This window comes from Microbacterium sp. Y832 (assembly GCF_057669765.1).
On sequence record NZ_JBYHFM010000001.1, the window covers coordinates 153201 to 178583 of the forward strand.

Sequence of the window (25383 nt, forward strand, 5' to 3'; positions counted from 1 at the left end):
CAGAATCGTCGTCATGCGTGAATCCTTCGTGTACGACGCCGTACGCACTCCCTTCGGTCGCGCGGGCGGCGCCCTGGCAGGCATCCGGCCCGATGATCTGGCCGCCGTCGTCATGCGCGCCACGATCGAGCGCACGGGTCTGGACCCCGCGCGGATCGATGACATCGTGTTCGGCGACGCCAATCAGGCCGGCGAAGACACCCGCAACGTCGCGCGCATGAGTGCCCTGCTCGCGGGTTTTCCCACGACGGTGCCCGGCGTGACCGTCAACAGGCTGTGCGGGTCGTCGGTCGAGGCTGTCATCCAGGCATCGCGGGCGATCGAGGCAGGTGACGCCGACATCGTGCTTGCGGGCGGTGTCGAGTCGATGAGTCGAGCGCCGTACGTCGTTGAGAAATCCCCGCGGCCGTGGCCGTCGCTCGGCAACCAGACGATGTGGAACACCGCGATCGGCTGGCGCATGACCAACCCTCGGCTGTCGCGCGAGTGGACGATCTCGAACGGGGAGTCCGCCGAGAAGCTGGCCGGCATCTACGACATCTCGCGCGAAGAGCAGGACGCCTTCGCGCTGCGCAGCCACCGCCGCGCCGCCGAGGCCTGGGCCGACGGGGTGTACGACGACGAGATCGTGCAGGTACCCGGGGCCGCGCTCGCGCGAGACGAGGGCATCCGGGATGGCACGACGCTCGAGAAGCTCGGCGGCCTGTCCGCGCTGTTCGCCGCCGACGGCACCGTGACGGCGGGCAACTCCTCGTCGCTCAACGACGGGGCCTCGGCCGTGCTGGTCGGCGGGGCCGGCGTGATCGACGCCGAACCGCTCGCCCGGATCGCCGGTCGCGCGGCGTTCGGGAACGCCCCCGATGTCTTCGGCGTCGCCCCCGTCGAAGCGGCGAACCGGGCGCTGGCGCGCGCGGGACGCACGTGGGCCGACGTCGATCTCGTCGAGCTCAACGAGGCGTTCGCGTCGCAGAGCCTCGCGTGCCTGCGCGGCTGGCCCGACCTCGACCCCGAGAAGGTCAATGTGCACGGTGGGGCGATCGCGATCGGGCATCCGCTCGGGGCATCAGGCGGCCGCATCATCGGGCACGCGGCGCATGAGCTGCGCCGTCGCGGGGGCGGTGTCGCCGTCGCGGCGATCTGCATCGGCGTCGGGCAAGGGCTCGCGGTCGTCCTCGAGCGCTGACCCGCATCTGCCGGCGCTGACGCCGGTGCGCGAGGGCTGACCCCGCCCGAAAGGAGGTGGTCATGAGCCCGAAGGCGTACCGGGGGGTGGACCGTGTGCGCGGCGAGGTGTCGAGACGGCATAAGATCGTCATGAATCTGTCTCAGAGGGCCCGTTGTCGCGTGTCCCCAGCACGTAATGCACAGACCGTCCCCCAGCGGTCGACAACCGGCTGACAGATCGAAAGGGCCCCTCGAGTGGTCAGCGCCAACTGCACCACTCGAGGGGCCGCCACGCAGTCTCGAAGACTGCATGTGTTGAGCGCGTCGCGACTTCGCCAGGGGTTACGAATAGCCCTCGACGCGCTCCGCGACCGCTTTCCCCAAGAATGCGGTCGGCCCCAGTGCTGAGACGACAATACTCCCTGAGCCCGTGTCCACCAAATGGTGGACACGGAGTTGTCACATGCTCGACACGTTTCCTATACCGAGTCCATCCAGAGCGACCCGCAGAATGTCGGTCGCGAGAGTGTCGGCATCGAGTCCGCCACCCGGCCGATACCACTCCGTGAGCGAGTTGATCATGCCGAACATGAGACGCGTCGCGACCGCGCCGTCGACATCGGAACGCACTTCGCCCGCGTCCTGCGCGGCCGTCACGAGCGCCGTCACGCGGTGATCGAACGTGCGCCGACGCTCGAGCGCGCGGCGCTCGACGTCGCTGTTGCCCCGCACGTGCAGCAGCAGAGTCACCGACGGAAGGCGTTCGACGAGCACGAGCACGGCCCCGTGCAGCACGAATCGCAAGCGGTCGATCGGGGGGCCTGTGACGGCGGCGGGGGCGTCGAGGAGCGTTTCCAGCCCCGTCAGGGCGTCGTCGACGGCGACCTCGAGCAGCTCTTCGCGCGAGGCGAAATGGTGGTAGAGCGCGGACTTCGTCACCCCGAGGCGGGCCGCGAGATCGGCGACCGACGTCGCGTCGTACCCGCGCTCGTTGAACAGGTCCACCGCGACGGCGAGGATCGCTTCGCGCGAATAGCCCGGACGACCGCGGCGCGCGGGTGTCTCATGCTCGGCTGACGGAACGGATGCCACGCCTCAGTCTCCCATCGCCGCCTTGGGGCTCGCGGCTGATTCTGACATGATTACTGAACGATCGGTGAGAAAATACCGGTCGCGATCATCGCGCACCGTGGCGAGAGGACGAGGATGTCAGGCGAATCGACGGCTCTGCGCGTCGAGTACGCGAACGATCGCGTGCTGGCGACCCTTGATCGTCCGCAGACGCGCAATGCGATCGACCAGGCGACGATCGACGGCCTGCATGCGCTGTGCGAAGAGCTCGAGGCCTCGCCGCGCATCCTGATCCTCGCCGGTGCGGGGGGCGTGTTCGCGTCGGGTGCCGACATCGCCCAGCTGCGCGAACGCCGTGCCGCCGACGCTCGTCGGGGCATCAACACGACCGCCTTCCGGCGAGTGCGCGCGCTGCCGATGCCCGTCATCGCCGCCGTCGACGGATATGCCCTCGGCGGCGGAGCCGAGCTCGCCTATGCCGCCGACATCCGCATCGGCTCGCCCTCGCTGAAGATGGGAAACCCCGAGACGGGGCTCGGCATCATCGCCGCAGCCGGCGCGACGTGGCGCCTGCCCGAGATCGTCGGCGAGGCTCGCGCCGCCGAGCTGCTGCTGACCGGTCGCATCCTCGATGCCGACGAGGCCCTCGCGTGGGGCCTCGTCTCAGCCATCCACCCCTCGGACGAGCTCGTCGGTGCGGCGCACGCGATCGCCGACCGGATCGCGCGCAACGACCCGCTCGCCACGATGCACACCAAGCGGGCCCTGCTCGCGCCCGCCGACGCGCACCCGGCGATCGAGCTCGAGCTGCAGGCCGAGCTCTTCGAGAGCCCCGAGAAGGAGCGACGCATGACCGCCTTCCTCACCCGGAGGTCGCGATGAGCCCCGCCGCGCCCTCAGCTCCCGACGCGGCTGACGGGTCGGCTTCGGCCCCCCGGCACGTCGGCGTCCTCGGCGGCGGGCGTATGGGTACCGGCATCGCGCACGCCTTCGTGCTCGCCGGTGCCCGCGTCACCGTCGTCGAAGTGACCCCGGATGCCGCAGCCTCGGCCCGCATGCGCGTGCTCGAGTCGCTCGACCGGTCGGTCGCGCGCGGTGCGACCGCTCGCTCGCTCGACGACCTCGCAGGCGCCGTCTCGGTCGACAGCGACGCGCAGGCCTTCGCGTCGTGCGACCTCGTCGTCGAGGCCGTGCCCGAAGACCGCGGCCTCAAGCGCGACGCTCTCGCCCGCGTCGAGGCAGTGCTGCCCGGTGGTGCTGTGCTCGCCTCGAACACGTCGTCGATCTCGATCGACGACCTCGCCGCCGACCTCGCGCACCCGCAGCGGTTCTTGGGCCTGCACTTCTTCAACCCCGTGCCCGCGTCGTCGCTCGTCGAGGTCGTGATCGGCGGCGCGACCGCCCCCGACCTCGTCGACACAGCCCGAGGATGGGTCGAAGCCCTCGGCAAGACACCCGTCGTCGTCCGTGACGCGCCGGGGTTCGCCTCGAGCCGGCTCGGCGTCGCCCTCGCCCTCGAAGCGATGCGCATGCTCGAAGAGGGCGTCGCCTCGGCGCAGGACATCGACCGTGCGATGGAGCTCGGCTACCGGCATCCGGTCGGCCCGCTGCGCACGACCGACATCGTCGGCCTGGACGTGCGGCTCGGCATCGCCGAAGAGCTGCACGACAAACTCGGAGACCGGTTCGCACCGCCCGCGCTGCTGCGCCGGATGGTCGCCGACGGTCACCTCGGACGCAAGAGCGGTCGGGGCTTCTACGAATGGAGTGAGACATGACCCGGATCCTGCCCAGCTACGTGCTCGACGCGTGGTGGACGCCCGACGCGTCAGAGGCCGAAGGCGGCACCGAAGTGCGCGACGCGTCGACGGGTGAGGTCATCACGGTCGTCAGCACCCACGGGCTCGATCTCGCCGGCGTGCTCGATCACGCGCGCACGACGGGGCAGCGCAGCCTCGGTGCCCTCACGTTCCACGAGCGCGCGGTGCTGCTCAAGCAGTTCGCGCTGGTTCTCAACGATCACCGCGAAGAGCTCTACGAGCTGTCACTGCGCGCCGGGTCGACCAAGCGTGACTCGCTGAACGACATCGACGGCGGTATCGGGGTGCTCTTCGCCTACTCGTCGAAGGGTCGCCGCGAACTGCCCAACTCGACCGTGTACGTCGACGGCCCCGTCGAGCCGCTCTCGAAGGACGGCTCGTTCCTCGGGCGTCATGTCTTCACCCGCCTGCCCGGCGTCGCCGTGCAGATCAACGCCTTCAACTTCCCGATGTGGGGCGCGCTGGAGAAGTTCGCCCCCGCTTTCCTCGCCGGTGTGCCGACGGTCGTCAAGCCCGCGACGCCCACCGCGTACATCGCCGAGGCGTGGGTGCGCATCCTCGTCGGTTCGGGCCTGCTCCCGGACGGATCGCTGCAGCTGGTCAGCGGCTCGGTGCCCGACCTGTTCGACCACGTGCGGCTCGGCGACCTCGTCGGATTCACCGGCAGTGCCTCGACGGCCGAACGCCTGCGCGACAAGGCCGACCGCGACGTGCGCTTCACGAGCGAAACCGACTCGATCAACGCCTCGGTGCTGGGCCCCGACGCGACGCCGGGCACCCCCGAGTTCGACGCGTACGTCAAGCAGCTCCTGGTCGAGATGACGACCAAGGCCGGGCAGAAGTGCACCGCGATCCGCCGAGCCATCGTGCCCGCGGCATCCGTCGACGCATTCGTCGAGGCGGTCCGCGAGAAGATCGCCGAGCGCGTCGTGATCGGCGACCCCCACGTCGAGGGCGTCACGATGGGACCGCTCGTCTCGACGCAGCAGCGTGACGAGGTGCTGCGTCAGATCGCGGCCCTGCAAGACGCCGGTGGCCGGCTGCTCGTCGGATCGACGGATGCGCCCGAGGTCGTGCGCGCCGACGGAACGACGGGCCCCGCCCCCGACGGCGGCTTCGTCGCCCCCGTGCTGATCGGGTTCGCGGATGCCACGACCCCCGCCGTCCACGACATCGAGGCGTTCGGGCCGGTCGCGAGCGTCCTCGCGTACGACACGCTCGAAGAGGCGGCGCACCTGGTCGATCTGGGCGGCGGATCGCTCGTGACGAGCGTCGCCACGAACGACCCCGACGTCGCGGTCGAACTCATGACCCGCATCGCGGCGTTCAACGGGCGCGTGCTCTTCCTCAGCCGCGACAATGCCCGCACCTCGACCGGTCACGGTGCACCCGTGCCTCATCTCGTGCACGGCGGGCCCGGTCGCGCCGGCGGCGGAGAAGAGCTCGGCGGCATCCGCGCTGTGCTGCACCACATGCAGCGCACCGCCGTGCAGGGATCGCCCGAAATCCTCACGGCCCTCACCGGTGTGTGGCACGCGGGCGCTCCGGCGCAGGCGAATGGACGGCACCCGTTCCGCAAGTCGGTCTCCGAGCTCACGTTGGGCGACCAGATCGCGTCGGCATCCCGCGTCGTGACGCTCGAGGACATCGAGACCTTCGCGACCTTCACCGGTGACACGTTCTACGCGCACATGGACGAGGAATCGGCCGCGGCGAACCCGTTCTTCCCGGGGCGCGTCGCGCACGGCTACCTGCTCGTCTCGTGGGCGGCGGGGCTCTTCGTCGACCCCGACCCGGGACCCGTGCTCGCCAACTACGGGCTCGAGAACCTGCGGTTCATCACGCCCGTCTCACCCGACGACGAGATCCGCGTCACCCTCACGGCGAAGCAGATCACCCCGCGCGAGACCGACGAGTACGGCGAAGTGCGCTGGGATGCGGTGATCCACAACCAGCGAGACGAGATCGTCGCGACGTACGACGTGCTGACGCTCGTCGCCAAGGAGCCGGCGTGACCGACCCGGCCGAGTGGTTCGCCGGCCAGCGCGCGATGCTCAGATCGGATCGCGCGTCGGCCGCCCTCGGGATGGTCATCGAGCACGATGGTCCTGACTACTGCGCCGTGTCGATGCTCATCCGCGATGACATGACCAATGGGTTCGGCATGACGCACGGCGGCATGGTGTTCGCGCTCGCCGACACGGCGTTCGCGCTCGCGTGCAACGACGACGAGCAGGTGACGGTGGCTGCGGGCGCCGACATCTCGTTCCTCGCGCAGACGAGGGCCGGTCAGAGACTGCGCGCCGAAGCCCGCCGTCGTGCGGGCACGGCGCGCACGGGGCTGTACGACGTCACGGTGACCGATGAAGACGGCACCGTCGTCGCGGAGTTCCGCGGGCGCTCGGTCACGACCCGCGCTACACTTACTTAACGAGTGTTCTGTTATTCGAGGACGCTCAGAATCCGGAGTCGACGATGACATCACCAGAACTGGCCGCAGTGGACACCGCGGACGACCTCGCGACCTTCGACGCGCTCATCGCCGCGGAGCAGCGGATCGAGCCGCGTGACTGGATGCCCGACGCTTATCGGCGCACGCTCATCCGGCAGATCTCGCAGCACGCGCACTCCGAGATCATCGGCATGCAGCCCGAGGGCAACTGGATCACGCGCGCGCCGAGCCTCAAGCGCAAGGCGATCCTCATGGCCAAGGTGCAGGACGAAGCGGGCCACGGGCTCTATCTCTACTCGGCCGCCCAGACCCTCGGCATCACGCGCGACGAGATGACCGACCAGCTCATCGCGGGGCGGGCGAGGTATTCGTCGATCTTCAACTACCCGACGCCCTCGTGGGCCGACATGGGCGCCATCGGATGGCTCGTCGACGGCGCAGCGATCTGCAACCAGGTGCCGCTGTGCCGCGCGTCGTACGGGCCGTACGGACGCGCGATGGTGCGCATCTGCAAGGAGGAGTCGTTCCACCAGCGCCAGGGTTTCGAGATCCTGCTGACGCTCATGCGCGGCACGGAATCCCAGCGCGAAATGGCGCAGGAGTCGGTGAACCGCTGGTACTGGCCCTCTCTCATGATGTTCGGCCCGCCCGATGACGCGTCGCCCAATTCGGCGCAATCGATGGCGTGGAAGATCAAGCGCTTCTCGAACGACGAACTGCGCCAGCGCTTCATCGGGATGCTGGTGCCCCAGGCCGAGATCCTGGGGGTCACACTGCCCGACCCTGAACTGCGCTGGGACGAAGCCGAGCAGCGCTGGCACACGAGCGAGATCGATTGGACCGAGTTCAACGAAGTGCTCTCGGGCCGCGGGCCTATGAACGCCGAGCGGATCCGCAACCGCCGCAACGCTCACGAGGAAGGTGCCTGGGTGCGTGAGGCTGCCGCCGAATACGCGCGCAAGCAGGCAGCGAAGGCAGAAGGGGTGGCGGCATGATGACCACGGCGGGAGCATCAGACCGCGAGACCTGGCCCATGTGGGAGGTCTTCGTCCGCGCGAATCGCGGCCTGTCGCACGTGCACGCGGGGTCGTTGCATGCGCCCGATGCGGACATGGCTCTGCGCAACGCGCGCGACCTGTACACGCGCCGCGGCGAGGGCACCTCGGTGTGGGTCGTGCCGGCTGAAGCGATCACGACGAGCGACCCCGACGCCAAGGGCGCCTACTTCGAGAGCCCCGCGGGCAAGAACTACCGCCATGCCGTGTACTACACGGCATCCGAAGGGGTGCCGCACCTGTGAACGAGACGACGTCGAACCCGCACGGCGATGTGACGGTCGACCAGATCGAGCTCTCGGCCGAGCTCGCCGGCGGCGACGCCGTCGCCTCGCCCGAGGCGGGGGAGTACGCCCTCTGGCTCGGTGACGACGCGCTCGTGCTCGCACAGCAGCTGGGTGGCTGGATCGCCAAGGCGCCCGAGCTCGAAGAAGACGTCGCCCTGGCCAACATCGCGCTCGACCTGCTCGGCCACGCCCGGTCGCTCCTGCGCTATGCGGGCACGGCGACGGGTCGCACCGAGGACGATCTGGCCTACTGGCGCGACGAGCCCGAGTTCCGAAGCGCCTGGCTCTTCGAGCAGCCCAACGGCGACTTCGCGCAGACGATCGCGCGTCAGCTCGTGGCATCGGTCTACCTGTTCGAGCTCTACACGGCGCTGCAGCGGTCGACCGACGAGACCTTCGCGGCGATCGCGGCGAAGTCCGTGAAAGAGGTCGAATACCACCGCGACCACGCCGTGCAGTGGACGCTGCGCCTCGCCGGCGGAACCGACGAATCGCGGCGCCGCATGATCCGCGCGGTCGGCGACGTCTGGCCGTACGTCGACGAGCTTTTCCGCGACGAGCCGCTCACCGACGCCCTCGCCGAGGACGGCATCGCCGTGCGCCCGTCGGCGCTGCGTCCCGCGTTCGACGACGTCATCGCAGCAGTGTTCGCCGAAGCAGAGCTCGAGGTGCCCCAGGTGCCCGGCTCATCGGCCGGCGGACGTCACGGGCACCACTTCGCGACGCTCGGCTACCTGCTCGCCGAGATGCAGGTGCTCGCCAGGCAGCACCCGGGAGCGACATGGTGACCGTGCTTCCCGATGCCTGGACCGTCGCCGCGAGTGTGCTCGACCCCGAGGTTCCCGCGCTCACGATCGAAGACCTCGGCGTCCTGCGCGACGTCCGCGTCGACGGTGCTCACGTCACCGTGACGATCACGCCCACCTATTCGGGCTGCCCTGCGATGGACACGATCCGCGAAGACCTCGAGCTCACCCTCGGGGCCGCCGGCTTCGACGACGTCGACGTCCGCCTCGTGCTCTCGCCCGCGTGGACGACGGACTGGATGACGGACAACGGCAAGCGCAAGCTCGAGGAGTTCGGCATCGCCCCGCCGACCGGCCGCTCCGGGACCGGCGTCGTGCGGCTGCAGCTGGGTGTGCCGTGCCCGCGCTGCCGGTCGCTGCAGACCCGCGAGATCTCGCGGTTCGGCTCGACCTCCTGCAAGGCGCTGTGGGAATGCCGCGCGTGCCTTGAGCCCTTCGACCACTTCCGGGTGCACTGATGACGAACCTTCAGCAGACCGACGCGCCGACGGCCCGTCGACGCGGACGCTTCCACACGCTCCGGGTGGGCGCCGTGCGCGCCCTCACCGACAACGCGGTCGAGGTGACCTTCACCATTCCCGAGCAGCTGCGCGGCGACTTCGACTACTTCGCGGGTCAGCACGTGGCCCTGCGCACCATGATCGACGGGCACGAGATGCGCCGGTCGTACTCGCTGTGCCGGGCGCTGGACGCGGGCGGCGGAGGCGACGGCCCCCGCACGATCAGCGTCGCGATCAAGCGCGACCAGGGTGGCCGGTTCTCGACGTGGGCGCAGACCGAGCTCAAGCCCGGCGACTCGATCGACGTCATGAGCCCGCAGGGCACATTCACGTCGGGCCTGGCCGATCTCGACGGCGCGCACGTCGCCGGGATCGCAGCGGGATCGGGCATCACGCCGCTCATGGCGCTCGCTGCGACGGTTCTGGGCAGGTCGGACACGTCGCGATTCACGCTCGTGTTCACGAACCGCTCGACGACCGACGTCATGTTCCTCGAAGAACTCGCCGACCTGAAGGACCGCTACCCGACGCGGCTTGCGCTTCACCACGTGCTCTCGCGCGAACAGCGGTCGGCGCCCCTGCTGTCGGGGCGTATCGACGAAGAGCGACTGCGGCGCATCCTCGACGCGCTCGTGCTGCCCGAAACGGTCGACGAGTGGTTCCTGTGCGGACCGTTCGAGCTCGTGCAGCTGTGCCGCGACACCCTCGAGGACATCGGCGTGGATCCCGCGCACGTGCGGTTCGAGCTGTTCACGACGGGCGAGCCCGGCGCTGAGCTGCCCAATGCGGGCCGGCCCGTCATCGTTCGTGAGGACGAGCCCGTGCGGCGCGTGGAGTTCTCGCTCGACGGGCAGTCGCAGAGCGTCGACAGCCCCGTCAGCGCCAACGAGACGATCCTCAACGCCGCGCTGCGGGTTCGCGGTGACGTGCCGTTCGCGTGCTCGGGTGGGGTGTGCGGCACATGCCGCGCGCTGCTCGTGGACGGGTCGGTGACGATGACCGAGAACTATGCGCTCGAACCCGACGAACTCGAGCGCGGCTACGTGCTCACATGCCAATCGCATCCGACGAGCGACCGGGTCGTCGTCGACTACGACGTGTGAACGGATGCCGCGGGCCGCGGCATCCGCGAAAGGACAACCATGATCGACCTCACGCTCGACGGCGACGTCGCGCACATCGTGCTCGACAACCCCGACAAGCTCAATGCGCTCGATGAGACGGCCATCCGCGACCTCGACCGCGCTTACGCCGAAGCGGCGGCCGCGGGCGTGCGTGCCCTCGTGCTGCGCGGCGAGGGGCGGGCATTCTGTGCGGGGCGCGATATCTCGGGGGTCGACCCGCGCGACGACGATGTCATGGGTTACCTCGGCGGGCTCGTGACACCGCTGCTGCGGCGCATGGCCGACTTTCCCGCACCGACCTTCGCGGCAGCGCACGGGGCATGCCTGGGTGTCGGCCTCGGCCTTCTCATCGCGACCGACGTCGTCTACGTCGCTGATTCGGCCAAGATCGGGTCGCCCTTCGCGGGACTCGGCGCGACGCTGGACTCGGGTGGGCACGCGCTCTTCTATGAGCGCCTCGGCGCGCACAAGACGCTCGACCTGATCTACACGGGCCGCCTCATGTCGGGTACGGAAGCGGTCGAGTCGGGTTTGTTCTCACGCGTTCTTCCGGCGGAGGACGTGCAGGCGGCGACGATCGAGGCCACTCAGCGCGCGGCATCCGGAGCGACCGCCGCCTTCGTCGCGAGCAAGAAGCTCGTGGCTCGGCTGCGCGACGAGCGCCTGGCCCTGTGGGACTCGGTCGACATCGAGAACTCCGCGCAAGCGGCCCTGTGCGACACCGACGACTACCGCGAAGGGTTCGCGGCGTTCCAGCAGAAGCGCAAGCCGCAGTTCACGGGCCGTTGACGCCGATCCTGCGGTAGCCGCCCGGCACCGGCTCGATGAGGCCGAGGTCTTGGAAAGCGTCGAGCCAGCCGCCCATCGGCCAGGTGCCCCAGCGGTCGCGGAACAGTGCGCCGTTGCGCAGGATGTCGTCGAGGTGGCGGATCGGGGGGTTGTCGATCTGGTGGTGCTGGTGGAAGGCACGCGCGTCACCGATCCACGCGAGGTCGACTCCCTTCGCTCGCGCTGTCCAGGCGAAGTCGGTGTCCTCACCGCCGTACCCGACGTATCCCTGGTGGAATCCGCCGATGCGGTCCCACGTGTCCGCGCGCAGGGCGAAGGAGAGGGACCAGAAGAGGTCGTGCGATCCGCCGAGCCGGGTCTCTCCGCGCACGGGTGCCGGGCGCGCCGGGTGCGGGTCGTCCGAGGACGGCAGGGCACCCAGGTCGTAGCCGCCGGCCGGGGGAGCGGGGAGGTAGGTGACGGGGCCGCAGAGCAGACGGCGTTCGCCGGCGGCGCTCTCCGCCGCCGCACGGTAGCCGCCGATGAGCTCGGGACCCGGGAGGCAGTCGACGTCGAGGAACACGAGCACGTCGGCTCCGCCGTCGAGCGCCGTTGCCGCGCCGAGGTTGCGCGCGGCGGCGAGCGGCAGGCCGTCGGACGAGCACGGCAGTGAGACCACGCGGGGCGGCGGTCCTTCTGTTTCCCTGTGGGCGAGCGCGGGGTCGTCGATTGCGACGAGGATGTGCTCGTCGGGCTGTTCGTGCGAGAGGGACAGCGCCCGGCGCTGGTGGGCGAAGTGGTCATGCCGACCGTGCGCGATCGTGATGAGGGCGACGCGGGTCATCCGGGTCATCTGCTCTCGGAGATGACGGAGCGGATGACCGCGGCGGCCCGCTCGGCACCTGAGCCGTCGTTCCACGTCGCCCAGGCGCTTCCATCGAGTTCGCCCGCGGCCGCCAGGACGCTCGGCCAGTCGTCGCTGCCGTGCGGCCCCAGCACGATCGCCGGCCACGACGAGGTGCCGAGCACGCTGGCCGTCGTGGTCTGCTCGTCGTGGGGGCGTGTCTGCGGGAGGACGACGGCCGGTCGCCGCGCGGCCGACACTTCGGCGAGGATCCCTTCGCCCGCGTGGGTCACGACGACGTCGGCATCCAGGAGGGCGGTCCATGGTGCGGGGGACCAGCGACCCGACGATCCGCCGAGGTGCTCCCACTCCCAGTCCGGTGCGAGGGAGTCGCCCGCTGCGGCGAGAGAGCCGGAGTACTCGTCGCCCCCGGCTCCGCTCAGCACGAGCACCTTCCGTCTCGCTCGCGGTGCGCGGGTCTGGGGGGCATCGGCGGGTGGGGCGAATCGGGAGATCGCACCCACGGGATGAAGTCGCACCACGGCGTCGGCCGACAGTCCCGTGACCATCCCGGTCGCCTCCGCCGGCCAGGCGGCGATGATGGCCGCCGACACATCGAAGCCGAGAGTGTGTGCTGGGTCACCGCGCTGTCCGGGCAGAGCGACGGTGACCACGGGAACGCCCAGCAGTCGGGCCAGGAGCGCGACCTCGACGGACACGTCCACGACGATCGCGTCCGGACGCGCACGCGCGATCCACTCGGCGATCTCCGTCATGCGGTCGCGAAGCCCGGACGAGCCCAGCGGCACCCAGTGCAGCCGGCCGTTCGCTCGCGGGTCGAGTGCAGGGTCTGCGTCGTCGGGCGGGATCGAGACCCACAAGCCCGGCCATTCGGTCGGTCTTCGCGTCGACGAGAGGGCCGTCACCTCGTCGCCGAGGACGTTCGCGATCGCGGTCGCGCGCGAAAGATGTCCACGCCCGTGGTGGTGGATGTAGTAGCCGATCACGCCGCGCGTCGCCCGCCCATCGCGTACACGTCTTCGTAGGCGTCGAGCATCGCGTCGAGAGAGCAGCGGCGCACAGCATCTTCGCGCACATCCGTCCGTGAGAGGGCGGATGCCGCAACGATGGCGGCCGCGAGGCTCTGGGCGTCTCCGGGATCGGCGAGCCGCCCGCCCCCTTCGCCGATCGCCTCCGGCAGGCCACCTCGGCGGAAAGCCGCCACGGGCGTGCCGCAGGACATCGCCTCGGCGGCGACGAGCCCGTACGGCTCGTCCCACTGCGGGCTGGCGATCGCGACGGCGGAGCGTCCGACCAGCGTCGCCAGGGGCCCGGCGGCCAGGTGACCGCGGTAGCGGACGTCGGGCCCGAGGCGCGGGGCGATCTGCTGAGCGAAGTACGCCGCATCCAGTGCCGGTCCCGCGATGTCCAGGTCGAACCCCGCGAGGCGGGCGGCGTCGATCGCGAGATGCGGCGCCTTCTCGGGAACGAGCCTGCCGAACCAGACCGCAGAGTCACCGCCCGGCCCCGCCGGCCAGCGGTCGGCGTCGACGCCGTTGAGGACGATGCGTGCGGCGACCGAGGACGCCCACTGACGGGCCGTGAACGCGCTGACGGCGACGAACTCCGACGACGGGGACGCCCTGCGTATCGCCGACTCGAGCCACGGAGTGGGCGGTGTGTGAAGCGTCGTCAGCATCGGGACGCGCACCGCCTTCGACATCGCGATCGGCAGGTGATGAAGGCTGTTGTTGTGGATGACGTCGAAGCGCTCGTGGGCGGATTCGGCGAGCTCGAGCATGAGCTGCAAGTAAGCATCGTGCTCCTGCATCCACTGGTCGGGCGGTGCCGCGACGTCGCGCCGCGCGTCGTCGCTCGGGACGAACGGGTCGACGGACAGGTTTCGGCTGCCCAGGCTCGGGTCCGATCCAGGCGCGGCGAAGAGGGAGATGCTGTGGCCGCGCGCAGCAAGTGCACGGGCGAGGCTGTGCGTGTGCGCCTCAAGTCCGCCCGTGAACGGTTCGGCGACGGGGAATCGGCTGGACGCGATGAGGCAGATGCGCACGGGCGTCACCCCACCAGATCCTGATAGAGCCGTGCGTGGGCGCTCGCCACGTGCTCGCGCTGAGCCGCGCGCACGTCGATCGGGACGGGGGCTGGCCGCCCGTTGCGGTGTGCGCGCACGATCGCGTCGGTGAGGGATGCCGCATCCAGCCCCGTCTCGTCGTGCTGGTAGGTCTGGACGGGGCCCTGGTCCGCGTAGTATCCGCAGCTCGGCGCGACGACCGCCGTGCCGAGGTCGCGGCAGGCTTCGAGCCATCCGGAGTGCGTGCCGAAGCGGTAGGGGAGCACGGAGACATCGAGCGACTCGAGATAGTCCCAGAGGGCGGCGTCATCGAGGAAGTCGTGGACGTGGAGCTCGAGACACCCTGCTGCGGCCTCGGCGCGCAGAAGCTCCGCGAGCGCCCGGTCGTAGCGGGCGCCGTCGGCCTCGAGCACGTCGCGGTGGCCGTTCACCTGGAGCACCCCGCCGGGGATGTCTCGGACCGCCTCGACGAGCGTCGCGATCACGGGACCGGGATCCATGCTCGCCCGGATGCTCTTGACGTGGACGCCGACCCGGAAGGTGGCGGGCCGGTGTCGGTTGTCGCGAGTCCGGGACATCCGGTCGAAATCCACGACGTGCGGGTGCGGCAGGACGAGCGCTTCGCGCCCCCATCGCCGCGCGATCTCGGCGGCTGCGCCGGGGGTGAGGGTGATGAGCGCGTCGGCAGCGGGAATGAGGACGTCGAGCTGCGCGTCGTGCTCGGCGCGATCCAGGTGATGCGGGTTGCGCAGGTCGTGCACCGTGCACACGAGGGGGCGACCGGCTCGGCGCAACGCGTCGACGAGCTCTTGCAGCTCTGCGGGCGAGCGCGCATCGAAGCCGAACTGGATGTGGAACACGTCGAACTCGTCCGCGTGCGCCTTCGCCCATGCAGGCTCGAGCATGACCGGCGGCCACCAGCGCGACACGGCGGACCGCGCGGGGTCGTCGGGATCGGGGTCGGCCGGGCGGATGATCGTCGGGAGGGCGTTCTGCGCTACTGCGGCGTCGATGTGGCGCACGTAGACGTGGTCGGCGGGAACGGTCGCGACGCGGATCTCGCCTGTGCGAGGTTGGGTGCCCGCGCGGAGCGTGCGTACGTATGCGATGCTCATCGAGCTCCTTTTCGCGGTATGGGCAAAAAGGTATGTCGGGAGCTGGGCACGGTCATGGGGGTAGCCAGAAGCGCTTCTCGCGTGTATGACGCGGACGGTGTACGCGCATCTGTCTGGAGTCCGGGTTGCTGTTGCTGTTGCTGTTGCCGTTGCCGTTGCCGTTGCCGTTGCCGGCGGACGCGGCCCCGAGGCGGCGCTTGCCGATCCGCGGTGAGTCGGTCGAGAAGTCGGGTGGGCGAGCTGGTGACGGGTCGCCATTTCAGGTGGGGGTCCCACCAGGCGGGTCCACGGACTTCGGGAACACCGCGTCTCATTCGGATGCGCCACCCGCTGGTGTCGAGGGTGCGATGCTGCCACCAGCACAGGGGTATGCCGTTGTCGGTGTGTGGGGGACCGCCTCGGGAGTGTTCGTCGACGTGGTGCATTTCGCACCATTCGAAGGGGACGTGGCAGCCGGGGATGATGCACCCTCCGTCGCGGAGACCGATCGCACGACGCTGCCGCCGGCTGAATACCCGTTCCTGGGTGTAGATCGCGACGATCTGGTCGTTGTCGCCGAGCACGACCCGCCGCAGCCCCGGAACATGCGATGTGCCGGGCCACGGACAGGGACACCGGCTCGTCCAGGCCGCTCAAGATGAAGCCGTCTTTACGATCTGTGGAGAACCCGTTCCCGGAGGCCCCGGGGAGGACCGGATGCGGCGCCCTCACCCCCTGAGCCCGCCGCATCCGAGTGACCCCGAGACTGCAACGGACCGCCGAGACTGAGGGGTTCCCCCACTGTCTCGGCCTGCCGATGCAGTCTCGCGGTCAGTGGGGACGGCACTCGACGCGACGGCGGGAGTCGAACCCGCAACACACCCAGGTATGAGCCGGTGTCCGGGACCACCCGGATCGCCGCGATGCCCCACGGTACCGACCCGATCCGGCTCGCCGACGGTATGTGTCGATACGTTTCGCCGTGCGTCGCCAGATGACGATCCCCCGGGGCGACGGTGATCAGCCTCGATCGCGACGGGTGGGCGGTGGCGGCGCCGTCAGGGCGCGCAGCATCCGCTCGACCGTTTCGCGCAGCTCGGCCCGCGCCGGCTCGACGAGATCGGTCGTGTACTCGACGCCGGTGGGGATCCAGCTGAGGCCGTACATCGTCTCGCGGAAGTCCGCGCCGCCGACGGGCCAGCGCGTGTGCGATTCGTCTTCGGCCTCAGCGCCCTGCCCCCACTGCCCGAAGTACTCGCGCATCTGCTCGAACGGAAGCTCCATGACGGCGTCGGCTTCGAGCGGCTGCCGCGCCCAGGACCGAGCGACGAGGATGAACTCCTCGATCTCTTCGGGGGTGAGCGGCGTGGGCTCGAACAGAACGCGCGTGTGTTCGACGGAGGTGAGCCGGTCGACGCGGAACGTGCGCCAATCATCCCGATCGAGGTCCCGGCACAGCAGATACCAGTGCCGATCGGCGGGCGCGAGCACGTGCGGATCGACGCGTCGTCGCGTCACCTCGCCCGAGGCCGCGGTGTAGGTGAAGCGCACGCGCTCGTGGTCGCGGCACGCGAGCGCGAGCTCGCCGAGCACGTCGCTCGACACCGCTGCACCGGCGTTGAGGCCCGCCGGCTGCACCGTCTCGGCGAGAGCATTGACCCGTCGGCGCAGGGGAGCGGGCAGTACCTGTTCGAGCTTCGCGAGCGCCGTGAGAGTCGTCTCCGGCCCGGACACGAGACGCTGCGACGCCGCGACCCGCAGTCCGATCGCCATGGCGACGGCCTCTTCGTCGGTGAGCAGAAGCGGCGGCACGGCGCTGCCGGCTTCGAGCCGATACCCCCCGGATGCACCGGGGGACGACTCGATGCGGTAGCCGAGGTCGCGCAGTCGTTCGACGTCCCGACGCACGGTGCGCTCGGTCACACCGAGCCGGGAGGCGAGTACCGAACCCGGCCAGTGCCGGTGCGTCTGCAACATGTTGAGGAGCGAGAGCGCGCGCGTCGTCGTGTCGGACATGTCCCCACACTGCCCGACAATGCGGACGGATACTGACCGGGTAGGGGATTACCGTCGCGGCATGACGAACGAACCGATCATCGAAGCGCAGGGGCTCACCAAGCGCTTCACCGTGAAGAAACAGACAGTCGAGGCGGTCACCGACCTCACCTTCCGGGTCGCGCGGGGCGAGCTCGTCGCGTTCCTCGGCCCCAACGGCGCGGGCAAGTCGACGAGCTTGCGCATGCTGACGACCCTCATTCCTCCGACATCCGGCACGGCGCGCGTCGTCGGCTTCGACATCCTGCGTCGCCCGTCGGCGGTGCGCGCCCGCATCGGCTACGTGGGGCAGCTCACGAGCGGCAGCTTCTCGCAGCGCGTGCGCGACGAGCTGCTGAGCCAGGGCGCCTTCTACGGGATGTCGACGGCTGCATCGCGCGCCCGCGCCGACGAGCTCATCGAGTCGCTCGATCTGGCCCCATTCGCGACGCGTTCGGTGCAGCAGCTCTCGGGCGGACAGAAGCGCCGGCTCGATATCGCCCTCGGCCTCATGCACGCGCCGCCGCTGATCTTCCTCGACGAGCCGTCGACGGGCCTTGACCCGCAGAGCCGCGCGAACCTGTGGCAGCACATCCTCGACCTGCGCACCCAGCACGGCACGACCGTCTTCCTCACGACGCACTACCTCGAAGAGGCCGACCACTACGCCGAGCGGGTCATGGTGATGGACAAAGGGCGGATCGTCGCCGACGATACGGCGCAGCGGCTCAAGGCCAACCTCGCGGGTGACGTGCTGACCCTGGGCTTCGCGACGGAGGCGGATGCGGCGCGGGCCGTCGCCGTCGTGCAGGAGCTGACCGACCGGGAGGTGCGGCGCGAGGGTCCGGCATCCGTCGCGGTCACCGCACCTGACGGCGCCGCGCTGCTTCCCGCAGCCGTGCGGGTGCTGGACGCATCGGGCGTGCGGGTCGAGCGTGCGACGGGGGCCCCGCCGACCCTCGACGACGTCTTTCTGGCGCTCACGGGACGCACCCTGCGGGAAGCCGGCGAGGGCGAGCCCGTCGCCGCCACCGACCAGACCGAGACGACAGGAGCCCAGCGATGACCTCTACCGACACCGCCGCGCGCACGAACGCCGCGCGCGACACATGGAACGTGCTCACGCGCGAGCTCAAACCGGTGCTGCGCGACCCGTTCACCCTCATCTTCAGCCTCGTGCAACCGCTCGTCTTCCTCGGGCTGTTCGCCCCGCTGCTCGTCGGATCGTCAGGGCAGCCGGTCGGCGAGACCCTGCAGTGGTTCGTGCCCGGTGTCCTCGTCATGATCGTGCTGTTCGGCACCGGCGCGGTCGGGTCGAACCTGCAGTACGAGATGATGACGGGCTCTCACGAGCGCACGCTCGTCGCACCGCTGTCCCGCTCGTCGCTGCTCGTGGGGCGGGCGCTCAAGGAGGTCGCGCCGATCGTCGTGCAGGCCATCATCATCGTGCTCATCGCGTGGCCGTTCGGGTTCCGCATCGACGTGCCGGGCCTCGTGATCGGGCTCGCGCTGCTGGCTGTCTTCGGCGTCGGGCTCGGGTCGCTGTCCTATGCCCTCGCGCTCAAGACGAAGGACCGCGAGTGGCTGTTCTGGGGAGTGCAGCAGACGCTGATCTTTCCGCTGCTGATCCTCTCGGGCATGCTGCTTCCGCTCGACGAGGGCCCCGGATGGATGCGGGCCGTCGCGACGGTGAATCCCGTCAACTGGGTCGTGCAGGCAGAGCGGGCGCTGTTCGCCGGCGAGCTGGCCTCGCTCACGGTCGTTTGGGGCTGGGTCGCGGCGGTCGCCCTTGCGGCCGTCGGGTTGTGGGTCGGCATCCGGGCCATGCGCAGGTCGAGCTGATCGGATCCCTTCGAACGACGAGTTCGGCGATGTGCACGAACGGATGTGGTGCGGGTCGGTGTCGTCGTGCGACACGCGTCGCACGACGATCATCCATCGTGCGCGCGGCGCGCCGAGAGTGGCGAAAACGGGGTCGCTCGCCCCACTAGGCTCGGACAATGACGACGGCGAGGCGGAGAGACATCCCCGCTGTCGTCACGGCCATGACACTCGGGGCGCTCGCCGCCGTTGCTCTGGGTGTGAGTCCCGCTGCGGCCGTCGAGCTCGCCTCGAACGCCGATGTCGCGCCGGCTGCTGCTCGCGCCGACCGCGACGCCGTTATGGCATGGCTTGCTCGCGTGCTGCTCGTGCTCGCACTGGCCTGGCTGATCATCGGCACGCTCGCGGCGCAGACGCGACTCGTCCGCCGCCCGGGCGCGGCCGCCGCGCGCGTGACCTGGCTCGCCTCGACGAGGCCCTGGCGTGCGCGCGAGTCCACTCTGGGCATGCTGACCCTCGACCGGGTCCTGCTCGTGGTCGTACCGGCGGGGCTCCTCATCGCGACCCGTGCCGTCCAGACGTCGTTCCTGTCGTGGACGTATCTCGCGGTCGACATCGGCGCGTGGATCGTCTTCGCCGCCATCGCGCGCGTGCTCGTCGGTCCCGGACGCTCGCCCTACCCCCTCATGGCCGCTGTCGGCGGAGTGATCGTACTGCGCTGCGTGCTCTCGCTCGCGGTCGTGTCCGTCACCGGTCCCGGCGGCTACTGGTCGACCCTGTGGGACGTGCCGGTCCTGCGCCTGACCTACATCGTCCTCGCCGGCGGGCTGCTGCTGTGGGTGTTCGTCGCGGCCGTCTGGGCGTTGGCAGCGCAGTTCGGAACGCGTCGAGCGAGCGGCATCGTGCTCGCCGCGGCCGGCGGAGCACTGGTTGTTCCGGCCACCGCGCTCGGCTTCGTCGGCCTGGATCGGGCGCTGGAGCTCTGGCACGACGAACTCGGCTTCCTGCCGCCCGGGCTCGGGCTCACCTCATACGTCGAGCTGCCGGGTGAAGCCGCCTGGGTGGTCGCCGGTTCGGGCGCTGTGCTGTGCACGGTCGGACTCGTGCTTGCGCTGTCGCGTGCCCGCGAGGCATCCATCGGTCGCTGACCGACCCGTTCGGCCGAGCGTCAGAACGCGCGGTCGCGCGTTGAGACGATCTCTTTGCCGAGTGGCATGAGCGAGATGGGCACCATCTTGAAGTCGGCGATCGCCATCGGGATGCCGATGATCGTGAGGCACAGGGCGATGCCCGAGGCGATGTGGATGAGGGCGAGCCACCATCCCGCGAAGAGCACCCAGATGACGTTGCCGAGGAACGATCCGACGCCGGCCGTCGGCCGCGCGACGATGGTGCGGCCGAACGGCCAGAAGACGTAGTTCGCGGTGCGGAACGAGGCGATCGCCCACGGGATCGTGATGATCGGGATGCAGAGCAGGATGCCGGCGAGCACGTAGGCGGTCGCGAGCCAGAAGCCCGCGAAGATCAGCCAGATGATGTTCAGGAGGATGCGCACGATGCCCATTCTGCTGTGTCGGGCTGTGAGCCGCGCCCCCCTGAGTTCGTTTGCCTCAGGATGCTGCCCTGGCGCGCTGCGGTCGCCGGTTGAGGCAAGTGAACGGTCGGGCCGCCGGTTCACTTGCCCCGATCTGCGGCGGTTCGGGGTCAGGGGCAGCAAAGTGGGGCAAACGAACTGAGGGGCAGGGCAGGGGCAAGACAGGACAGGGCAGGGGCAGGGCAGGCGTGCGTGCGCGCGGGGGCATGGTGTCGGCCGGGGCGCTTAGGCTTAGCGGGCAATGTCTGAGCCCCTGCAGCCCCTCATCGCCGGCGACGATCGCGGATCCGCGACGCCCGGCGTCCGTCCCGACGAAGACCTCCTCGCCGGCCTCAACCCGCAGCAGCGCGAAGCGGTCATCTACCGCGGACCCGCGTTGCTCATCGTCGCGGGCGCCGGCTCGGGCAAGACGAGCGTGCTCACGCGACGCATCGCGTCGCTCCTGCGCAGTCGCGAGGCGTGGCCCAGCCAGATCCTCGCGATCACGTTCACCAACAAGGCCGCCGGCGAGATGCGCGAGCGCGTCGGGCAGCTCATCGGCGACCGCGCACAGGGCATGTGGATCTCGACGTTCCACTCAGCGTGCGTGCGCATCCTGCGCCGAGAGGCCGAGCAGTTCGGCTTCACGAAGGCGTTCACGATCTACGACTCGGGCGATTCGCGCGCCCTCATCAAACGGCTCGTCAAAGAGCACGAAGCGGATGCCTTCGGCCTGACCCCGGCAGCCGTGCAGAGTCGCATCTCGAAGCTCAAGAACGAGCTGGCCGACGCCGAGTCCTACGCGCGCTCGGCGAACCTCAGCGACCCCGCCGAGCGGATCTTCGTCGAGCTCTTCGCGGACTACCAGCGCGCGCTGCAGCGGGCCAACGCGTTCGACTTCGACGATCTCATCGGCCAGGTCGTCTACCTCTTCCGGGCGTTCCCGCACGTCGCCGACGTCTACCGCCGCCGCTTCCGGCACATCCTCGTCGACGAGTACCAGGACACCAACCACGCGCAGTACTCGCTCATCCACGAGCTGACCCGGCCGCCGGGCGCCTCGTCGAGCTCAGGGTCCGGGTTCGAGGGGTCGAGCGGCATGATGATCTTCGAGCCGTCGGCAGGCGCCGGAGCCGCGGGCGGCGACGACGAAGCGGCGTCGCTCACCGTCGTCGGTGACTCCGACCAGTCGATCTACGCCTTCCGCGGGGCTGACATCCGCAACATCAGCGAGTTCGAGCGCGACTTCCCCGGGGCGAAGGTCGTGCTCCTCGAGCAGAACTACCGGTCGACGCAGAACATCCTGAGCGCGGCGAACGCCGTCATCGGCAACAACTTCGACCGCAAAGACAAGAAGCTGTGGACCGATGTCGGCGCGGGTGAGCCGATCATCGGGTTCACCGGGTACTCGCAGCACGACGAGGCCCAGTTCGTCGCCGACGAGGTCGAGGCGCTGCACCGCGCTGGCTTGGACTACTCGCAGATGGCGGTGTTCTACCGCACGAACTCGCAGTCCCGCGCGCTCGAAGAGATCCTCATCCGCTCGGCCGTCCCGTACAAGATCATGGGCGGCACGAAGTTCTACGATCGCGCCGAGATCAAGGACGCGCTGGCGTATCTCGTGGCGGTGGCGAACCCCGCCGACGAGATGTCGGTGCGTCGCATCCTGAACCGTCCGCGTCGAGGGATCGGCGATGTCACCGAGACGACCATCGCGCGGTACGCCGCAGACGAGGGCATCACGTTCCGCGATGCGCTCGCGAACGCCTCGGCGCTCGGTGTCGGGCCCAAGATCCAGGCCGCGATCACGCAGCTCGATGCCGTACTGGCCGAGGCGACCGAGATCATGCTCCCGCGAAGCGGCGAACTCGCCCCGCCCACGGCGGTCGCCGAGGGGCTGCAGCTGCTGCTCAACAAGAGCGGCTACCAGGATGCCCTGCGCGCGAGCCGCGACCCCCAAGACGAAGCCCGCCTCGAGAACCTCGACGAGCTCGTCGCCGTTGCCCGCGAGTTCGCTCGCAACAATCCCGAGGGCACCGTCATCGATTTCCTCTCCGAAGTCGCGCTCGTCTCGGACGCGGACGATCTCGAGGATGCCTCGGGGTCGGTGTCGCTCATGACACTGCACACCGCGAAGGGTCTCGAATACGACGCCGTGTTCATCACGGGTGTCGAAGAAGACCTGATCCCGCACCGCATCTCGGCGGGCGAGCCGGGCGGTCCCCAGGAGGAGCGTCGCCTCTTCTACGTCGGGGTGACGCGGGCACGGAAGCGTCTCTACCTGTCGCTCGCGATGACCCGCGCGCAGTTCGGCGAGGTCACCGTCGCGATGCCGAGCAGGTTCCTGCAGGAGATCCCCGCCGACCTCGTGCAGTGGCGCCAGTCCCCGGGAGACGTCAATTCGCGCGGCGGCACGCGCACGCGTGCGCTCAACGGCCGGGCCCCGGCCGGCTCGAAACGCTACGGCGATGACCTCGTGCCGCTGCCGCGTCGCGACACTCCCGCGCGCGACGGTGAGTCGATCAAGCGGTTCGCGAACCGCATCCCGGCCAAAGTGCGCGACAACGGCGACATGCAGCTCGCTCCGGGTGACCGCATCCGTCACGAGGACTTCGGTGAAGGCAAGGTCGATCTCGTGACGGGCGAGGGCGCCAAGCGCGTCGCGCACGTGCGGTTCGACTCGGCGGGCGCGAAGAAGCTGCTCATCAAGATCGCGCCGATCGAGAAGCTCTAGCCGCGCGGTCTCGGTGGGCGCCGCGGGCTAGGCTCGACCCATGGCCCTCTTCTCGCGCCGCCCGAAGCGCCAGCCCGACGGATCCGAGGCGACCCCTGAGGTCGAGACGTCCGAAACGACTCCCGAGGACGCAGCCGACGGCAATGACGCCGCGGCATCCGTCGGCATCTCGGTGTCGGCGTTCCGCGGACTCGGCACCCCTGAACCCGCCCCCGCCCCGGCCACGCCGCGTCCGACCGGGGTCGACGCCGACGCCGCGACGCAGCGCCCCGTCGAGACGATTCCGGGTCTGCGCGACAATGTGCTGCTGCGTGAGAGCCTCGCGAGCCTGCCCGAGAACCCGACGCCCGAGCAGGTCCTCGCTCTCGCCCGGCAAGTGCTGCAGGGGCACCTCTTCCTGCGGGTCAAGGGTGACGCCCGCGAACTCATCGCCGAGGGCAAAGAGCTGCCGATGGCGATCGCCACCGCCGGTGACCGCCAGTACGTGATCGCGTATTCGAGCGGCGCGGGCCTCGCCGCGAGCGTGCGCGCCGACGGCGACGCCGACACATCGGCCATGGGACAGCCGACGATGGCCGTGCTGCGTCACGTGCTCGCCAGCCAGACGGCCGGGCTCGTGATCGATCCCGCGTCGGCGCCCGCCCGCATCGTGCTGCAGCGCCCGCTCATCGAGCGCATGCTCGCCGCCGTCGACGAGAAGCTCGCGATCAAGACCCTGCTCGCCGAGGAACGCACCGATGCGACCCCCGCAGCCGTCGCCGAGGCGATGACACAGGCGCCGATGTGGGTCGCGGTCAACCGCTCCGAAGACGGTGCTCCGGTCGGCATCGCCGAGGGCCGTGCGCCCGACGGAACGCGCTACGTCGAGGTCTACTCGCACCCGCTCGAGGTGGTCGCGACGGGCCGTGGTGACCAGGCAGCGCCGCTCACCGCCCCGCAGCTGGCAGCGATGCTCGTCGCCGAGGAAGGACTCGCCGGCGTGATCGTCGACCCCCGCGGGCCCTGGATTCGCCTGTCGCGCAGCGAACTGGCGCCCGTCCTCGCGCTCGCTCCGTAGGCATCGCGCGCGCGTTCGCGCAAACCAGGTGACGGATGCCGCGCTGCGGCCTATCGTCGAGGCATGGCGTCCGAACGCATCGCACTCACGATCCCCGGCCCTGACGGCGACCATGAAGTAGGGCTGTCGAGTCCCAACCGCGTGCTGTGGCCGGACCTCGGCATCACGAAGCACGAGCTCGTCGACTACCTCCTCGCGGTCGCGGTGCCGTTCCTGTCGACGAACGGCGATCGGCCTGTCTCGCTCGAGCGCTTTCCCGACGGCGTCGACGGCGAGCGGTTCTATTCGAAGAACCCACCCCAGGGGGCGCCCGACTTCGTGCACACCGTGACCGTCACCTACAACAGCGGCCGGCGGCATCCGCAGATCGTGCTCACCGAGCCGGCCGCGATGGTGTGGGCGGCCCAGATGAACACCGTCGTCTTCCACCCGTGGGCCTCGCTCGCCTCGAACCCTGACAACCCCGTCGAGCTGCGCATCGATCTCGATCCGCAGCCGGGCACAGACTTCTCCGACGCTGCGGCCGTGGCACCCGCCCTGCGCGACGTGCTCGCCGAGGCAGGACTCGAGGCGTGGATCAAGACGAGCGGCAACCGCGGCCTGCACGTCTTCTGCCCCATCGAGCCGGAGTGGGAGTTCCTCGATGTGCGGCACGCCGTGATCGCGGCGGGACGCGAACTCGAGCGACGCATGCCGGAGCGCGTGACGACGAACTGGTGGAAGGAGGAGCGCGGTCGGCGCATCTTCCTCGACTTCAACCAGGCCAATCGCGACCGCACGATGGCCGGTGCCTACAGCCCGCGCGCGCTCCCGGGTGCGACCGTGTCGGCCCCGCTCGCGTGGGACGAACTGGCCGATGTCGACCCTGCGGCGTTCACCGTGCGCTCGATGCCGCAGCGACTGGCCGACGGGGGAGACCCGTGGGCGGAGATGCAGAAGAACCCCGGGCGCATCGATACGCTGCTGCAGTGGTGGGAGCGCGACCTCGCGTCGGGGCTCGGCGAGCTGCCCTTCCCGCCCGAGTTCCCCAAGATGCCGGGCGAACCGCCGCGCGTGCAGCCGAGCCGGGCGAAGAAGACCGACTGACCACGCG

24 protein-coding genes and 1 tRNA gene are annotated in these 25383 nt (G+C 69.9%); 17 read left to right on the plus strand and 8 right to left on the minus strand.

Features of this window, described 5'->3' with window-relative positions:
• Nucleotides 1–13 precede the first annotated feature (13 nt).
• Nucleotides 14–1183: a thiolase family protein gene (locus AC25YV_RS00665; RefSeq protein WP_488121897.1), complete on the plus strand. Its 1170-nt coding sequence runs from the start codon at nucleotides 14–16 to the stop codon at nucleotides 1181–1183.
• Nucleotides 1184–1623: 440 nt separating this feature from the next.
• Here AC25YV_RS00665 and AC25YV_RS00670 read toward each other — a convergent pair whose 3' ends face one another.
• Nucleotides 1624–2256 (minus strand): TetR/AcrR family transcriptional regulator, encoded by a 633-nt coding sequence (locus tag AC25YV_RS00670; RefSeq protein ID WP_488121898.1) that lies wholly within the window; start codon nucleotides 2254–2256, stop codon nucleotides 1624–1626.
• A 114-nt stretch (nucleotides 2257–2370) separates the two neighbouring features.
• Here AC25YV_RS00670 and AC25YV_RS00675 point away from each other — a divergent pair, with 114 nt between their 5' ends.
• The 10 genes from AC25YV_RS00675 to AC25YV_RS00720 are packed head-to-tail and all read left to right on the plus strand — an operon-like array spanning nucleotide 2371 to nucleotide 11068.
• Complete coding sequence (locus AC25YV_RS00675) at nucleotides 2371–3117, plus strand: enoyl-CoA hydratase/isomerase family protein (protein ID WP_488121899.1); 747 nt, start codon at nucleotides 2371–2373, stop codon at nucleotides 3115–3117.
• Nucleotides 3114–4013, plus strand: a complete 900-nt coding sequence (locus tag AC25YV_RS00680) for a 3-hydroxyacyl-CoA dehydrogenase family protein (RefSeq protein ID WP_488121900.1) — start codon at nucleotides 3114–3116, stop codon at nucleotides 4011–4013. The genes AC25YV_RS00675 and AC25YV_RS00680 overlap by 4 nt, the downstream gene beginning before the upstream one ends.
• Nucleotides 4010–6070, plus strand: a complete 2061-nt coding sequence (gene paaZ, locus AC25YV_RS00685; RefSeq protein WP_488121901.1) for a phenylacetic acid degradation bifunctional protein PaaZ — start codon at nucleotides 4010–4012, stop codon at nucleotides 6068–6070. Before AC25YV_RS00680 ends, paaZ begins: the two co-directional genes overlap by 4 nt.
• Nucleotides 6067–6486: a hydroxyphenylacetyl-CoA thioesterase PaaI gene (gene paaI, locus AC25YV_RS00690; RefSeq protein ID WP_488121902.1), complete on the plus strand. Its 420-nt coding sequence runs from the start codon at nucleotides 6067–6069 to the stop codon at nucleotides 6484–6486. The genes paaZ and paaI overlap by 4 nt, the downstream gene beginning before the upstream one ends.
• 44 nt (nucleotides 6487–6530) lie before the next feature.
• Nucleotides 6531–7502, plus strand: coding sequence for a 1,2-phenylacetyl-CoA epoxidase subunit PaaA (paaA, locus tag AC25YV_RS00695; protein WP_488121903.1), 972 nt, complete (start codon nucleotides 6531–6533; stop codon nucleotides 7500–7502).
• Complete coding sequence (gene paaB, locus AC25YV_RS00700; RefSeq protein WP_488122284.1) at nucleotides 7502–7807, plus strand: 1,2-phenylacetyl-CoA epoxidase subunit PaaB; 306 nt, start codon at nucleotides 7502–7504, stop codon at nucleotides 7805–7807. Before paaA ends, paaB begins: the two co-directional genes overlap by 1 nt.
• Nucleotides 7804–8637 (plus strand): 1,2-phenylacetyl-CoA epoxidase subunit PaaC, encoded by an 834-nt coding sequence (paaC, locus tag AC25YV_RS00705; RefSeq protein WP_488121904.1) that lies wholly within the window; start codon nucleotides 7804–7806, stop codon nucleotides 8635–8637. Before paaB ends, paaC begins: the two co-directional genes overlap by 4 nt.
• Nucleotides 8631–9113, plus strand: a complete 483-nt coding sequence (gene paaD, locus AC25YV_RS00710; protein WP_488121905.1) for a 1,2-phenylacetyl-CoA epoxidase subunit PaaD — start codon at nucleotides 8631–8633, stop codon at nucleotides 9111–9113. The genes paaC and paaD overlap by 7 nt, the downstream gene beginning before the upstream one ends.
• Nucleotides 9113–10258, plus strand: a complete 1146-nt coding sequence (gene paaE, locus AC25YV_RS00715; protein ID WP_488121906.1) for a 1,2-phenylacetyl-CoA epoxidase subunit PaaE — start codon at nucleotides 9113–9115, stop codon at nucleotides 10256–10258. Before paaD ends, paaE begins: the two co-directional genes overlap by 1 nt.
• Nucleotides 10259–10297: 39 nt before the next feature.
• A complete protein-coding gene (locus tag AC25YV_RS00720) occupies nucleotides 10298–11068 on the plus strand; it encodes an enoyl-CoA hydratase/isomerase family protein (protein WP_488121907.1) in 771 nt (256 codons plus the stop codon).
• Here the strand turns inward: AC25YV_RS00720 and AC25YV_RS00725 are convergent.
• From AC25YV_RS00725 to AC25YV_RS00750, 6 genes are all read right to left on the minus strand, one after another.
• Nucleotides 11055–11891 (minus strand): glycosyltransferase family 2 protein, encoded by an 837-nt coding sequence (locus AC25YV_RS00725; RefSeq protein ID WP_488121908.1) that lies wholly within the window; start codon nucleotides 11889–11891, stop codon nucleotides 11055–11057. The genes AC25YV_RS00720 and AC25YV_RS00725 overlap by 14 nt on opposite strands.
• A 5-nt stretch (nucleotides 11892–11896) precedes the next feature.
• Complete coding sequence (locus AC25YV_RS00730; protein WP_488121909.1) at nucleotides 11897–12898, minus strand: glycosyltransferase; 1002 nt, start codon at nucleotides 12896–12898, stop codon at nucleotides 11897–11899.
• Entirely contained in the window at nucleotides 12895–13965 is a 1071-nt protein-coding gene (locus AC25YV_RS00735; RefSeq protein WP_488121910.1) for a glycosyltransferase, read from the minus strand. The genes AC25YV_RS00730 and AC25YV_RS00735 overlap by 4 nt, the downstream gene beginning before the upstream one ends.
• A complete protein-coding gene (locus AC25YV_RS00740; RefSeq protein WP_488121911.1) occupies nucleotides 13962–15092 on the minus strand; it encodes a glycosyltransferase family protein in 1131 nt (376 codons plus the stop codon). Before AC25YV_RS00740 ends, AC25YV_RS00735 begins: the two co-directional genes overlap by 4 nt.
• An 829-nt stretch (nucleotides 15093–15921) precedes the next feature.
• Nucleotides 15922–15994 (minus strand) — tRNA-Met (locus tag AC25YV_RS00745).
• A gap of 97 nt (nucleotides 15995–16091) precedes the next feature.
• Entirely contained in the window at nucleotides 16092–17087 is a 996-nt protein-coding gene (locus tag AC25YV_RS00750) for a helix-turn-helix transcriptional regulator (RefSeq protein WP_488121912.1), read from the minus strand.
• Nucleotides 17088–17148: 61 nt separating this feature from the next.
• On the opposite strand from AC25YV_RS00750, the gene AC25YV_RS00755 reads away from it, so the two are divergent.
• The 3 genes from AC25YV_RS00755 (at nucleotide 17149) to AC25YV_RS00765 (ending at nucleotide 20074) form a co-directional block, all read left to right on the plus strand.
• Complete coding sequence (locus tag AC25YV_RS00755) at nucleotides 17149–18171, plus strand: ABC transporter ATP-binding protein (RefSeq protein WP_488121913.1); 1023 nt, start codon at nucleotides 17149–17151, stop codon at nucleotides 18169–18171.
• On the plus strand, nucleotides 18168–18947 hold the full coding sequence (locus AC25YV_RS00760; RefSeq protein ID WP_488121914.1) for an ABC transporter permease: 780 nt from the start codon (nucleotides 18168–18170) through the stop codon (nucleotides 18945–18947). Before AC25YV_RS00755 ends, AC25YV_RS00760 begins: the two co-directional genes overlap by 4 nt.
• A 158-nt stretch (nucleotides 18948–19105) precedes the next feature.
• On the plus strand, nucleotides 19106–20074 hold the full coding sequence (locus AC25YV_RS00765; protein ID WP_488121915.1) for a hypothetical protein: 969 nt from the start codon (nucleotides 19106–19108) through the stop codon (nucleotides 20072–20074).
• Nucleotides 20075–20094: 20 nt separating this feature from the next.
• Here AC25YV_RS00765 and AC25YV_RS00770 read toward each other — a convergent pair whose 3' ends face one another.
• Complete coding sequence (locus AC25YV_RS00770; RefSeq protein WP_488121916.1) at nucleotides 20095–20481, minus strand: YccF domain-containing protein; 387 nt, start codon at nucleotides 20479–20481, stop codon at nucleotides 20095–20097.
• Between the two features lie 280 nt (nucleotides 20482–20761).
• Here AC25YV_RS00770 and AC25YV_RS00775 point away from each other — a divergent pair, with 280 nt between their 5' ends.
• From AC25YV_RS00775 to ligD, 3 genes are all read left to right on the plus strand, one after another.
• Nucleotides 20762–23233 (plus strand): ATP-dependent helicase, encoded by a 2472-nt coding sequence (locus tag AC25YV_RS00775; RefSeq protein WP_488121917.1) that lies wholly within the window; start codon nucleotides 20762–20764, stop codon nucleotides 23231–23233.
• A gap of 40 nt (nucleotides 23234–23273) precedes the next feature.
• Nucleotides 23274–24290 carry an SseB family protein gene (locus tag AC25YV_RS00780; protein ID WP_488121918.1) on the plus strand — a complete coding sequence of 339 codons (1017 nt, stop codon included), beginning with the start codon at nucleotides 23274–23276 and terminating at the stop codon, nucleotides 24288–24290.
• A gap of 63 nt (nucleotides 24291–24353) precedes the next feature.
• Nucleotides 24354–25376: a non-homologous end-joining DNA ligase gene (gene ligD / locus AC25YV_RS00785; RefSeq protein ID WP_488121919.1), complete on the plus strand. Its 1023-nt coding sequence runs from the start codon at nucleotides 24354–24356 to the stop codon at nucleotides 25374–25376.
• Nucleotides 25377–25383 lie beyond the last annotated feature (7 nt).

Excerpts from the sequence above, each read along its gene's own strand:
- paaE (WP_488121906.1), top strand. The coding sequence starts at position 9,113 with ATGACGAACCTTCAGCAGACCGACGCGCCGACGGCCCGTCGACGCGGA.
- AC25YV_RS00780 (WP_488121918.1), top strand. The coding sequence starts at position 23,274 with ATGGCCCTCTTCTCGCGCCGCCCGAAGCGCCAGCCCGACGGATCCGAG.
- AC25YV_RS00720 (WP_488121907.1), top strand. The coding sequence starts at position 10,298 with ATGATCGACCTCACGCTCGACGGCGACGTCGCGCACATCGTGCTCGAC.
- AC25YV_RS00755 (WP_488121913.1), top strand. The coding sequence starts at position 17,149 with ATGACGAACGAACCGATCATCGAAGCGCAGGGGCTCACCAAGCGCTTC.
- AC25YV_RS00750 (WP_488121912.1), bottom strand. The coding sequence starts at position 17,087 with ATGTCCGACACGACGACGCGCGCGCTCTCGCTCCTCAACATGTTGCAG.
- ligD (WP_488121919.1), top strand. The coding sequence starts at position 24,354 with ATGGCGTCCGAACGCATCGCACTCACGATCCCCGGCCCTGACGGCGAC.
- paaB (WP_488122284.1), top strand. The coding sequence starts at position 7,502 with ATGACCACGGCGGGAGCATCAGACCGCGAGACCTGGCCCATGTGGGAG.
- paaD (WP_488121905.1), top strand. The coding sequence starts at position 8,631 with ATGGTGACCGTGCTTCCCGATGCCTGGACCGTCGCCGCGAGTGTGCTC.
- AC25YV_RS00775 (WP_488121917.1), top strand. The coding sequence starts at position 20,762 with ATGTCTGAGCCCCTGCAGCCCCTCATCGCCGGCGACGATCGCGGATCC.
- AC25YV_RS00680 (WP_488121900.1), top strand. The coding sequence starts at position 3,114 with ATGAGCCCCGCCGCGCCCTCAGCTCCCGACGCGGCTGACGGGTCGGCT.
- paaZ (WP_488121901.1), top strand. The coding sequence starts at position 4,010 with ATGACCCGGATCCTGCCCAGCTACGTGCTCGACGCGTGGTGGACGCCC.
- AC25YV_RS00675 (WP_488121899.1), top strand. The coding sequence starts at position 2,371 with ATGTCAGGCGAATCGACGGCTCTGCGCGTCGAGTACGCGAACGATCGC.
- AC25YV_RS00665 (WP_488121897.1), top strand. The coding sequence starts at position 14 with ATGCGTGAATCCTTCGTGTACGACGCCGTACGCACTCCCTTCGGTCGC.
- AC25YV_RS00760 (WP_488121914.1), top strand. The coding sequence starts at position 18,168 with ATGACCTCTACCGACACCGCCGCGCGCACGAACGCCGCGCGCGACACA.
- AC25YV_RS00740 (WP_488121911.1), bottom strand. The coding sequence starts at position 15,092 with ATGAGCATCGCATACGTACGCACGCTCCGCGCGGGCACCCAACCTCGC.
- AC25YV_RS00725 (WP_488121908.1), bottom strand. The coding sequence starts at position 11,891 with ATGACCCGCGTCGCCCTCATCACGATCGCGCACGGTCGGCATGACCAC.
- paaA (WP_488121903.1), top strand. The coding sequence starts at position 6,531 with ATGACATCACCAGAACTGGCCGCAGTGGACACCGCGGACGACCTCGCG.
- AC25YV_RS00765 (WP_488121915.1), top strand. The coding sequence starts at position 19,106 with ATGACGACGGCGAGGCGGAGAGACATCCCCGCTGTCGTCACGGCCATG.